Origin of the sequence: Micromonospora rifamycinica (assembly GCF_900090265.1) — a bacterium.
Lineage (GTDB): Bacteria > Actinomycetota > Actinomycetes > Mycobacteriales > Micromonosporaceae > Micromonospora > Micromonospora rifamycinica.
In genome coordinates, this window is the sequence record NZ_LT607752.1 from 4,766,219 (window position 1) to 4,777,500 (window position 11,282).

The 11,282-nt window shown below is 73.8% G+C and carries 12 protein-coding genes; 6 read left to right on the forward strand and 6 right to left on the reverse strand.

The genetic code is table 11. The annotated features are described in order from the left end of the window. Positions 1–7 precede the first annotated feature (7 nt). A complete protein-coding gene (locus GA0070623_RS19810; protein WP_067313277.1) occupies positions 8–715 on the forward strand; it encodes a TetR/AcrR family transcriptional regulator in 708 nt (235 codons plus the stop codon). A 181-nt stretch (positions 716–896) separates the two neighbouring features. Here GA0070623_RS19810 and GA0070623_RS19815 read toward each other — a convergent pair whose 3' ends face one another. From GA0070623_RS19815 to GA0070623_RS19830, 4 genes are all read right to left on the reverse strand, one after another. Next, positions 897–1,121 carry a ferredoxin gene (locus GA0070623_RS19815; protein WP_231932482.1) on the reverse strand — a complete coding sequence of 75 codons (225 nt, stop codon included), beginning with the start codon at positions 1,119–1,121 and terminating at the stop codon, positions 897–899. Continuing rightward, complete coding sequence (locus GA0070623_RS19820; RefSeq protein WP_067313280.1) at positions 1,118–2,341, reverse strand: cytochrome P450; 1,224 nt, start codon at positions 2,339–2,341, stop codon at positions 1,118–1,120. The genes GA0070623_RS19815 and GA0070623_RS19820 overlap by 4 nt, the downstream gene beginning before the upstream one ends. 163 nt (positions 2,342–2,504) lie before the next feature. Continuing rightward, the gene (locus tag GA0070623_RS19825) at positions 2,505–3,365 is read right to left on the reverse strand and encodes a hypothetical protein (protein WP_067313282.1); all 861 of its coding nucleotides are present in this window, start codon (positions 3,363–3,365) and stop codon (positions 2,505–2,507) included. A 74-nt stretch (positions 3,366–3,439) separates the two neighbouring features. Further along, entirely contained in the window at positions 3,440–5,959 is a 2,520-nt protein-coding gene (locus tag GA0070623_RS19830) for a S8/S53 family peptidase (protein ID WP_157517616.1), read from the reverse strand. 129 nt (positions 5,960–6,088) lie between these two features. Between GA0070623_RS19830 and GA0070623_RS19835 the strand changes: the two genes are divergently transcribed. The 4 genes from GA0070623_RS19835 to GA0070623_RS19850 all read left to right on the forward strand — a co-directional run bounded on the left by GA0070623_RS19835 (position 6,089) and on the right by GA0070623_RS19850 (position 9,428). Then, positions 6,089–7,903, forward strand: a complete 1,815-nt coding sequence (locus GA0070623_RS19835) for a sigma-70 family RNA polymerase sigma factor (RefSeq protein WP_067313286.1) — start codon at positions 6,089–6,091, stop codon at positions 7,901–7,903. A 145-nt stretch (positions 7,904–8,048) separates the two neighbouring features. Next, positions 8,049–8,453, forward strand: coding sequence for an SDR family NAD(P)-dependent oxidoreductase (locus GA0070623_RS19840; protein ID WP_067313288.1), 405 nt, complete (start codon positions 8,049–8,051; stop codon positions 8,451–8,453). Between the two features lie 49 nt (positions 8,454–8,502). Beyond that, positions 8,503–8,865, forward strand: a complete 363-nt coding sequence (locus GA0070623_RS19845) for a metalloregulator ArsR/SmtB family transcription factor (RefSeq protein WP_197700005.1) — start codon at positions 8,503–8,505, stop codon at positions 8,863–8,865. Next, positions 8,862–9,428 (forward strand): SRPBCC family protein, encoded by a 567-nt coding sequence (locus tag GA0070623_RS19850; protein WP_067313291.1) that lies wholly within the window; start codon positions 8,862–8,864, stop codon positions 9,426–9,428. The genes GA0070623_RS19845 and GA0070623_RS19850 overlap by 4 nt, the downstream gene beginning before the upstream one ends. Before the next feature lie 167 nt (positions 9,429–9,595). Here GA0070623_RS19850 and trpS read toward each other — a convergent pair whose 3' ends face one another. Together trpS and GA0070623_RS30085 are read right to left on the reverse strand one after the other, a co-directional pair. Continuing rightward, positions 9,596–10,654, reverse strand: a complete 1,059-nt coding sequence (gene trpS, locus GA0070623_RS19855) for a tryptophan--tRNA ligase (protein WP_067315823.1) — start codon at positions 10,652–10,654, stop codon at positions 9,596–9,598. A 94-nt stretch (positions 10,655–10,748) separates the two neighbouring features. After that, positions 10,749–10,916: a hypothetical protein gene (locus GA0070623_RS30085; protein ID WP_157517705.1), complete on the reverse strand. Its 168-nt coding sequence runs from the start codon at positions 10,914–10,916 to the stop codon at positions 10,749–10,751. 77 nt (positions 10,917–10,993) lie between these two features. Here GA0070623_RS30085 and GA0070623_RS19860 point away from each other — a divergent pair, with 77 nt between their 5' ends. Next, positions 10,994–11,248 (forward strand): SCO4848 family membrane protein, encoded by a 255-nt coding sequence (locus GA0070623_RS19860; protein WP_067315819.1) that lies wholly within the window; start codon positions 10,994–10,996, stop codon positions 11,246–11,248. Positions 11,249–11,282: the final 34 nt, after the last annotated feature.

Here is an 11,282-nt window from a genome sequence, read left to right on the forward strand (position 1 = left end):
AAGAGAGATGGCCGAGCAGGCTGGGACGCTGCGCCGGACGCCGCTGAGCAGGGACCGGGTGTTGCGGGCCGCCGTCGCGCTGGCCGACGACGCCGGGATCGCCTCGCTCAGCATGCGCAACCTCGCACAGGAGCTGGGCGTCGTGCCGATGGCCCTCTACAAGCACGTGGCCAACAAGGACGAACTGCTCGACGGCATGATCGACGTCATCGTCGGGGAGATCGATCCGCTGCTGCCGGAGCCCGACTGGCAGCACGTCGTCCGCCGCCGCATCCTCTCGGCGCGGCGGGTGCTGCGCCGGCACCCCTGGGCGCCGCTGGCGATCGAGTCGCGGAACATGGCGACGCCCGCCGTCCTCGGCTACCTCGACTCGATGATCGGGGCGCTGCGGGCCGGCGGGCTCTCCGTCGATCTCACCCACCACGTCATGCACGCGCTGGGCAGCCGGATCCTGGGCTTCAGTCAGGAGCTGTTCGACACCTCCCGCCGGGCCGGTCGGTCCGGTCCGACCGATCCGGAACCTCCGGCGCCGATGCCGCCGGAGGTCGCCGCCCGGTTCCCGCACGTCGCGGAGATCGCCCGCGCGGCCGCCCACGAGGACGCCTCCGTCGTGGGGTCGGGCTGCGACGACCAGTTCGAGTTCGAGTTCGCGCTCGACCTGCTGCTGGACGGCATCGAGCGGTTACGCCGGCAGGGGTGGACGTCGGCCCGCTGAACCATCCCCGCCACTGCCGGACTCCGCGTGCCCGGGTTGAGGCCGTCGACGGCGCGCCGGGCTGGCGTGCCGGTTGAGCGTCGGGCGGGCAGGCCGATGGTGCGTCGGGTCCGGCGTGCCGGCGGTCCGTCGGGCGGGTGCCTCGGCGGTCCGTCGGGCGGGTGTGCCGGCGCGGCCCGCCTCAGTCGAGCCGGATCGCGTCGGCCGGGCAGAGGTCGGCCGCCCGCTGGAGGCGGTCCCGCAGCGCCGCCCGTGGTGCGGGATCGCGCAGCAGCACCAGCCCGTCGGTGTCGTCCTGGTCGAAGACCTCCGGCGCGGCGAGGACGCAGTTGCCCGACCCGCAGCAGCGGCCCCGGTCGACGCTGACCGCCACCGTCGTCGCCCCATCCGTCGGCCGGGGCGTCACCAGGCCACCGGCAGTGCGTCCAGGCCGAAGACGATGGAATTGTCGCGGACGGCCAGCTCCTGTGGGGCCGCCGTCACCCGCAGGTCGGGGAAGCGGCGGGCCAGCTCCACCAGCGCGATCCTCAGCTCGGCGCGGGCGAGGGGCTGCCCGATGCACTGGTGCATCCCGAACCCGAAGGCCAGGTGCTGGTGCGCCTGCCGGTAGGGGTCGAACCCGTCGGGATCGTCGAAGACCCCGGCGTCCCGGTTGGCCAGCGAGAGCAGGACGACGGCGCCCTCGCCGGCCCGGATCCGCCGGCCGCCGATCTCGACGTCCTCGGTGGCCACCCGGAGCAGCCCGGTCCGGACGATGCTCAGGTAGCGCAGCAGCTCGTCGACCATCCCGGCGGCGAGCTCGGGCCGGTCCCGCAGGAGCGCGTACTGCCCGGGGTGGCGGGTCAGCAGCAGGACGCTCAGGCCGATCATGTTGGCGGTGGTCTCGTGGCCGGCGACGAGCAGCAGCAGCGCCATCCCGACCAGCTCGTCGACGCCCAGCTCGCCCGGCTCGACCCGTTCCCGGACCAGCCGGCTGAGCAGGTCGTCCGCCTCCTCGGGACGGGCCCGTTTGCGGTCGACCAGCGCCCGGAGGTAGCCCCGCAGCTCCTGCGCGGCGTGCTGGACCTCGTCGGCCGGCAGCCTGCGGTCGAGCAGGAGGCGACTGCGGGACTGGAAGAAGTCGTGATCGGCGTAGGGGACGCCGAGCAGGTGGCAGATCACCTTGGACGGCAGGGGCAGGGCGAACGTCGACACCAGGTCGGCCGGGGAGCCGGCGGCGGCCAGGTCGGCCAGGGCCTCGTCGACGGTCCGGTGGATCAGTGGCTCGATCCGGCGGACATTCTTGATCATGAACTCGGCGGTCAGCATCCGCCGCAGTCGCAGGTGGGCCTCCCCGTCCATCTGGATGAACGTGCCCCGCAGATCCCTGTCCGCGTCGGAGGGCAGCGGACGGAGCAGGGGAAAGCCGGGACGCTGGAAGTCGGAGCTGAACGCCGGATGCCGGAGCAGTTGGCGGACGTCGGCGTGCCGGCTGACCAGCCAGGCGGTCGCCCCGGTGGGCAGCAGCACCCGGGTCACCGGGCCGACGTACCGCTGCCGCTCGGCGTCGTCCAGCGGGGTGAACGGGCTGCGGGCGGCGTTGACCGGCGGCCAGTGGGGGAGTTCGGTCTCCATGGTCTGTGTCATGTGGACATCTCCTGCCATGACCATGAGTAGTTGTATCGATGCATTACGTTACCGACGGGTGGGGGTGGACACAACCCCGGAGCGCCGCCGGCCCCACGGCCCGCACCGACGGATCGGCGCGGGACCGCGGGGCCGACGGGGTGGCCGTCGACTCACCGGCCGCTCAGTTCGCACAGACGGCGTACGCGCGCACCTTCCAGTTGCCGCTGAAACCGTTCTCGTCCTCCGTCGCGCGGACGGTCGCCGTGGTCGACGAGGTGGGCCGCATCTCGGTCAGCCGCACCTGGCCCTCACCGCCGACGATCTCGCCGCCGACGCCGTGCAGGAACTTGCCGGCCGGGCAGGTCGCGGTGACCGTACGGCTGGTCGTCGAGTTGTCGGCGCTGTCCACGGTGACCCGCTGCTCACCGGGGAGCGGGTCGACGCAGATCACCGAGGCGTCCACCGACCAGTTGCCCGCGAAGGCGTTGCCGGCCTCGACCCCCGCCACCGTCACGCTGCTCTGGTTGATCCGCAGATCCTCCAGCAGCACGTCACTCGCTCCCGAGCCGACGGCCGCGCCACCGCCGCCGATCGCCCGCTTGCCCACCGGGCAGAACAGCTCCAGGAACTTCGGGTTGACCGAGTTGACCGCCGAGTGTCCGGTGACCACCTCCAGGCCCGAGGGCGCCGGGGCGCAGATCGCGCTGGCGGTGAGCGCCCAGTTCCCGGCGACCCCGTTCGGGTCCTCGCGACCGGTCACCGAGTAGAGGTCGGCGTTGGCCAGCGGCTGCACGATGTCCATGCCCACCTGGCCGAGGCCCGACCCGGTGACCGCCCCGCCGCCGCCGATGACCGTGGTGCCGGTCGGGCACACCGCGTTCTGCGACTTGGCGACGCTGTTGCTCGGCCCGACCGTCGTGCGGAACAGCAGGCCGGGCACCGCCGCCACCGGTCCGCTGAGTGCGACCTGACCGAGCACGACCGCGCTCAGCAGCGCACCGCCCAGGGTGGCCGTCCGTCGCTTCCACTCTTGTCCACGCATGATGTTCTCTCCTCGTGTCGTACGGTCCCGGGACCGGTCGGTCCCGGGCCTCGTTCGGATGGGGAAACCGGCCGTCAGGGGGTGACCCGCCGGATCCGGACCGGCACGGAGTCCGTGCCGACCAGCCCCGACGCGTCGAAGACCTCCAGCCACACCGACCAGGTGCTGGTGTCGGTCCCGCTGGTGAGCTGGGGCAGCGCCGCCGTGAAGGACGCGCAGTTCTTCGGCGTGACCTTGTCGTCGACCGGCTCGCCGGTGGGCACCGCGCTGCCCTGGCACAGCACCTGCTTGACGCCGCCGTCGCCGTACGCCGTCCACCGGAACCGGTTCCCGGCGACCACGCCGTCCTCGGCGTCGAACCCGGTCCCGACGAACGCGACCGACTTCGGCCCGGACTCGATGGTGGTCAGCTCCAGGGCCGCCGCCGGCAGGGTGATCGTGGCGACCGGCCCGGACTGCCCGGCCGGCGCCGAGGTGACCGAGAACGCGCGCTGCACGCTCGCCCCACCCGCCGCGAACGTCACGGTGTACGCCCCCGGCGTGACCGCGTTCGCCGGCAGCAGGGCCTGGTGGCCGGTCTTCTCCAGGACCACCGTGTTGCCGCGTCGCACCGTCCAGGACACCTTCGCGTCGGGGAGCTGCCCGAAGATGTCCGGATCGTTCGAGGTGCCGAGCAGTCCGACCGACTGCCCCGCCGGGAGGGTCAGCCCGGCCGGCGGCGAGATGATCCCCACCGTCGTCGGGCTGTCCACCACCGTGACGGTCACCGACGCCGAGCCGGTACGCCCCAGGCTGTCGGTGGCGCTGGCGGTGATGACGTGGCTGCCGGCCGACAGCGACGGCACGAAGGTCTGCGACCCGGTGGCCAGCTCACCGTCGAGGCTGCTGGTCCAGGTGAGCGGGACCTCCTTGCCGAGGAAGTCGGTGGCGGTGCCCCACAGGTCCACCGACTGGTTCACCGCGAACTTCTGCTTCGTCTTCGGGGTGCTGATGGTCACCGCGGGCTTGCCGACGGTCACCCCCAGCGCCTCGGCCACGGCGGCCAGCGCGTCGACCCGACGCTGGCTGCCGGTCACCTTGTCGCCGAGCCCACCGACGTGGGCGGTGTCGTTGAGGATGGTGCGGACCTGCTCGGAGGTGAGTGTCGGGTCGGCCGCCATCACCAGGGCGGCGACCCCGCCCACGAACGGCGAGGCGACGCTGGTGCCGCAGGTGGTCTTCGTGGTGTTGACCGCCGGCGTGCCCGGGTCGGTCAGGCCCGCCACACACATCGGACCGTAGATCTCCACCGACGTGGTGAGGTCCTTGGTACCCCAGTTCGACCCGCCGGCCACCGTCGCGTTCGTGTTCATCCCGCCCACGCACATGACGTGGGTGCTCTCGCAGGGCACCCAGAGGGTGTCGCCGTCGACGTTCGTGCCGTTGTTGCCGGCGGCGGCGACGATCAGCGCCCCGGTGTCCCGGACGTGCTTCATCCGCCGGTCGGTCCAGGTGCGGGCGTGGCTGACGCCGAGGTTCACGTCCCGGGTGAAGCTGAGGTTGACCACGTCCGGGTGGGTCGACTCGGCGGCCTTCTCCAGCCGGCGCAGGACCGTCCAGTAGTCGATGCCGTTGCGGACGGCGACCAGTTCCTGGACCACCGGCCCGGCCGGACCGGCGGTGCCGTAGTCGTTGTCGACCCGGCCCATCCCGGCGAGGACCACGCTGGAGGCGTGCCAGGGGCAGGGCGTGCCGCCGGTGCAGTCGTTGGAGTTGGTCTCGCCCCACTCCACCTTGTGCAGGGAGACCTTGCTCGGGAAGTCCGAGTTGAACTGGAACCCGCCGTCCTGCACCAGGTACTTCACCTGCTTGGTCAGCCGACCCTTGCTCTCCAGCAGTTGCCAGGCCGGGGCGACCCCGATGTCCATCGCGCCACCGGCCCGCATGAACGTCCAGTCGAAGACGTTCTTGCCGATGTCCGGGGCCTCGAACACCTGGCCGTCGGCGATGCCGGACGGCTCCACCAGCCAGTCGAGGACCAGCTCGGTGCCCGTCCGCCACTCGGCGGCGGCCAGCGCGAGCAGCCGCAGCGCCCGCTCGTCGCCGACCCGGTACCCGCCGGACTGGCGCGGCTCGGCGGCGAGCAGGTCGGCGACCAGCCCCGCCGGGTCGGCCCGGTTGGCGTCCACCCGGACGAGGTGGTCCTGCCCCTGCTCGTCCGGCGCGAACGAGTCGAGCACCTGACCACCCCAACGGGCCAGGAAGGCGTCCAGTTCGGCCTGGTCGGCGACCCGCACCATGACCTCGTCGAGCACCAGGCCGGCGGGCTTCCCGTCCGGCCCGGCCACCACACCGACCTCCCGGTCGGTGCCGACCCGGCCGACCGGGTCGAGCGACAACCGGGGCGCGGACAGCCCCGGGTCGACCCGGAAGGACAGCGGTTCGGTGGCGGTGGCGCCGGGCACCCCGGTCGGGCCACCGGGGACGGTCGCGGCGGTGGCGTCCACCGAGGTGGTGGCGACGAGCCCGGCGGCGAGTGTCGCCACCACTACGGTGGCGAGGTACCGGTGTCTGCCGGTGGCCGGGCGGTGGGTTGCGGAACGTGTCGTGGTCATGGGGCTCTCCCGGGGTCGGCGGTGTGATGACACCGGTGGGAGCAGCGGCGGGTCGGTATGCCAACAGAAAGTTCCCGGGGAATTTTTTCTTCGTTCTACTGGAGCGGTGGACGAGCGGTGGGGGCACGGATGGACGTGACGACGCTGGACGACCGGGCGCTCGTCGAGGCACTGCGACGTGGCGACCGGGTCGGCCTGGAGGGCATCTACCGGCGGTACGCCGACCGGCTCTACACGTACGCCCGGGTGCTGCTGCGCGAGCCGGAGGCCGCCGCGGACGCCGTCCACGACGCGTTCCTCCTCGCCAGCCAGCGGATCGACCAACTGCGCGATCCGGACCGGCTGCGGTCCTGGCTGTACGCGATCGTGCGGACCGAGTGCCTGCGGCAGCTGCGGGAGCGGTCCCGCTCCGAACCGCTGACGGAGGTGGCCGAGCCGGTCGCCGACACCGCCGATCCGGCCGCCGCCGTCAACGCCGACCAGGTACGCGACCTGGTGCACCTGGCGGTCGCCGCGCTCAACCCCGGTGACCGTGAGGTGGTGCACCTGGCGATCCGTCACGACCTGTCCTCCGCCGACATCGGCGCGGCGCTCGGGGTGCCGGCCAACCATGCCCACGCCCGGCTGTCCCGGGCCCGGTCCCAGCTCGAACGGGCACTGGGCGCGCTGCTCGTGGCCCGGGGCGGGGCGCGGGACTGCCCGGCCCTGGCCGACCTGCTCGACGACTGGCAGGGCCGGCTCACCCCGACCCTGCGCAAGCGGGTCGCCCGGCACATCGACGACTGCGCCCGGTGCGGGCTGCTCCGGCGCGAGCAGTGCAATCCGGCGGCGCTGCTGACCGCGTACACGGCCCCGGGTTTTCTGGTGGTCGCCGACTCGGTCTGGCCGCGACTCGCCGACGCGGACCCCGCCATCGGCCAGGCCGCCGGCCCCGACCCTGCCGCCGGCACCGGCTCGGCCGGCGACGACCCGGCCGCCGGGGGCTCCACCGACGCGGGTACGGCCGACGCGGGCGGTTCGGCCGATGCCGCCGGCCCGGGTGAGATCCCCGACCCGGCCGGTCCGGTCGGGACGTCCGACGGCCGGGCCGAGACGCCGCCGTCGTCCGAAACCGCTGCGCCGCCGGCCGACTCCGTCGTCGCGGGGGACGCCCCGCAGGCCGCCGCTGGCGGGCGGGTCGTCCACGCGGTGCCGGTCGCCGCCTCCGTGGCGGCGGTGACCTCGGGTGACACCGCGGCTGCGGGCACCTCCGCCGGCCCGGGGCGGCCGGTCGCGGCCACCGCCGGCCCGTCGGCCCGTCGGCGCGACCGGCGGCGACTCGCCGGTCTGCTGGTGCTGTTGTTGCTGCTCCTCGGGGCCGGTACCTGGGCGTTGTCGCCCGGCGGGCCGACCGCCGAGCAGGCGGCGGTGACCTCCGGCGAGGCGTCCGGTGGCGCGTCGTCGCCGACCGCTCCGACGGGCGGGGCTGCCCCGCAGCGGAGCGCGTCGCCGTCGGGTCCGGCCGGCGCCGGTGCGCCGGCCACGGCGGTCCCGCCACCGACCGGATCCGGGCCGCCGACCACCGCCGTGCCGCCCGCGGGTGCGCCGCCGGTCCCCGCCCCGACCGGATCGCCGGCCGCGCCGCACCCACCGGCCGCGTTGCCGCTGGCCGTGCCCTTCACCGTGACGGCTAAGGCGCACGTGCGGTGCGGCGCGGATACCTGGAGCCTGGTCGTCCGGGCCACCGGCAGTGCCACGCTCGGGACGGCACGGATGCGCTGGACACCTGCGGGTGGCCGGGCGGCGAGCCGGGCGATGACCGTGGACGGGGCGTCCGCCCAGCTGACGGTGGGTGGGCTCGGTGCCTCGGCGGTGACCTGGTCGGTGCGGGTGACCGGCACCGACGGCCGTACGGCGGACAGCCCGTCGACCACGACCGCCGACCCGTGCGTCCGGCCCGGCTAGTCGGCCGGCCGTGCCCCCTCGTCGGGGTCTGGTGCGCGGATCCCGGCGAGCAGCACGGTCAGGTACAACGACAGGTCGCCTTCCGCCACCGCGGCACGGGCGGTGGCGAGCACCCGTTGCCGGTTGCGGGCGGCGTCCGCGCGCAGTGTCGTACGCCACCTCGAAGCTGGCCAACGTGCTCTTCGGGCTGAAACTCGACCGGCGGCTGCGGGCCGTCGGCTCGCCGGTGCGCAGCCTGCTCACCCACCCCGGGATGGCCAGGACCGACCTCTCCCGGGACCTGCCGTCCCTCGCCCGTCGGGTCGAGACCGTCGTCCTGGGGCCGCTGCGCCGTCCCCTCGACGAGGCCGCCGCGCCCATGCTCTTCGCGGCCACCGTGCCGACCGCGCCCGCCAGCCGGCACATCGGCCCCGGCCGGCTGTTCCGCCGCGCGGAGCCCACCTTCGCCCCGCTGCGTGGCGTCGCCACCGACCGCCGCCTCGCAGCCGACCTCTGGATCCGCTCCGAGGACGTCACCGGGGTACGCCCGCTGCCGGCCCCGCAGCGCTGACCCACCGGCCGGTGCGGCAGACCCGTAACCGATGGGTTACGCTTTCCCGGTGGACGACGTGGCGGCGGCGATCGCCGATCCGATTCGCCGCAGCATCCTTGAGCTGCTGCGCGACGGTGACCTGCCGGCCGGGGAGATCGCCGACCGGTTCCCGGTCAGCAGACCGGCCGTCAGCCGGCACCTGCGGGTGCTCCGGGACAGCGGCCTGGTCCACAGCGAGCTGGCGGGCCGGCAGCGGCGCTACCGGCTCGACACCGACCGGCTCACCGAGCTGGTCGACTGGCTCACCCGGTTGCGCCGTCCGCACGGTTGGGCACAGCGCCTCGACGCGCTGGAGACGGAGGTCCACCGCACCCGCCGCGAGCGGCGCACCCGCGACGCCGCACCCCGAGCAGTAGGAGAGACCGCATGACCGGCACGCCCACCGGGCAGTTGTTCCGCACCCTCACCGGCACCGACCTCGTGCTGGTCCGCACCTTCCGCGCCCCGATCGAGGACGTCTGGCGCAGCGTCACCGAACCCGACCGCACCGCCCGCTGGTTCGGGCGGTGGGAGGGGGACGCCGCCCCCGGCCGGACGATCCGGTTACAGATGGCCTTCGAGGACGGCACCCCCTGGACGGAGCTGCGGATCGAGGCGTGCGATGCGCCCCGGCACCTGTCCGTCTCGGCGGCCGACGAGTCGGGCGGCTGGCGGATCGAGCTGCTGCTGACCGAGACGGGCGGCACCACCGAGCTGCGGTTCACCCACCACCTCGACAGCGAGGAGCACGTCGGCGAGATCGGCCCCGGCTGGGAGTACTACCTCGACCTGCTGGTGGCCGCCGGTCCCGATGCCCCGGCGGTCACCGGCTCCGCCCCGGGCGCTGAAGGCTCGACCCCGGGCGCTGAAGGCTCGGCCCCGGGGGTCGACTTCGGTGACTACTACCCGGCGATGAAGCCGTACTTCGAGCAGCTCCGTACCCCGACCACCTGACGGCCCGCCCCGGCCCGCCACGGAGCGACCCGACGGGTCACCGCTGGTGAGGTGCACCCGCGCCCGACGGCCCGACGGGCCGCGCTGGTGAGGTGCGCCCGCGCACCGGGCCGGCCGGCGACGCGTCCCCGCGAGCGCCGACCGGCCCGGTGCGCCGGCACGCCGGCTCAGGCCGATCCGGCCGCGGCCCGACGTGCCCGCTCGGCCCGCCGCCGGACCTGCTGGTAGGCGGCGGTCAGGCCCATGGCCCGGCGGACCTCGACCAGGGTGGCCCGAACCCGTTCCCGGGTCCGCTCGGTGCCCTCGACGATCACCTGGTCGACGAGCCCGGGTTGGGCCTCGATCCGGGCGCGGCGCTCCCGGATCGGGTCGAGGAACCGGTTCAGCGCGACGGCCAGGGCCTCCTTGACCTCGACGTCGCCGATCCGCCCGGCCCGGTACCGGGCGGCGAACTCCGCGACCTGCGCGCGGTCCGGATTGAACACCGCGTGGTACGCGAACACCGGGTTCCCCTCCACCGTCCCCGGCACGTCGGCCCGGACCCGGTTCGGGTCGGTGTACATCCCCATGACCTTGCGGCGGACCGCGGCCGCGTCGTCGGAGAGCGCGATGGCGTTGCCCCGGGACTTGCTCATCTTCGCCTGGCCGTCGGTGCCGACCAGGGTCGGCGTCTCCGACATGATCAGCTCAGGCACCGGGAAGACCTCACCGTAGAGGTGGTTGAACCGTCGGGCGATCTCCCGGGTCACCTCGACGTGTGCGGCGTTGTCCTTGCCGACCGGTACCACGTGCGCCTTCACACACAGGATGTCGGCGGCCTGGAGGACGGGGTAGCCGAGCAGTCCGTACGGGATCTCGTCGCGTCCGGCGTCCCGGGCCATCTCGCGTACCGACGGCACCCGTTCCAGCCGGGGCACGGTGACCAGGTTCTGCAACAGCGTGTTGAGGTCGCCGACCTCGGGAATGGCCGACTGGAGGTAGAACGTCGCCTGCCCGGGGTCGACGCCGCAGGCGAGGATGTCGGTGACCATCTCCCGGGCGTTGCCGGACACCGCGGCGATGTCGTCCCGGCTGTTGCGGGTGGTCAACATGTGCAGGTCGGCGATGATGAAGTAGCTCTCGTACCGGTGGTGCAGCGCCACCCGGTTGGCGATGCTGCCGACGTAGTGGCCCAGGTGCAGTCGCCCGGTGGGGCGGTCGCCGGTGAGCATGCGGGGAACGGACATGGTGATACGCCTCTTCTGCCGGAGGAACGTGCGGGGCGCGCGGGTGCGCAACCGACCCGGGCCGTACGGCCACGAGGTCGGGAGGGTCAGCTCGTCAGGACGCGAGCCGCCATCGCCCGCCGGCACGGAACCGCAGCCCGCCGGCACGAAGGAGGTCGAGGGTCCGTTCCCGGCCGAAGCCGCGCCGGAGCGGACCGGGCACCGACGGGTCACCCGGGAGGCCGGTCGCGGCCTCCGGCACGGGAGGAACCGGTCGGGTCATGGTTCCACGGTAGACGGCGGCGGCCGTTTCCGTGGGGTCGCACCGCAGGAGAGCGGGCGCGGGGATACTCGTCGACCATGGTCCTGTCGCGTGGTTGGTCGCTGTTCCTGGTCGGCGTAGGGGTGTGGAGCTGGGTCATCTGGCCCAGGTTCGGGCTCGCCATCTGGAACGACCCGCGCTCCTGGGCCGAAGGCACGGTCGGTGCGGGAGCGCCCACCGGATTCCTCTGGATCCATGCCCTGTTGATCGCCGCCTCGCTGGCGATCGGCACCGTCGTCGGGGCGCTCGGTGCCCGGGGATGGTGGGCCGGTCGTCAAGCCAAACCGCGCTGACCTGGCGATTTGACGATCAAACCCGAAACCGCGT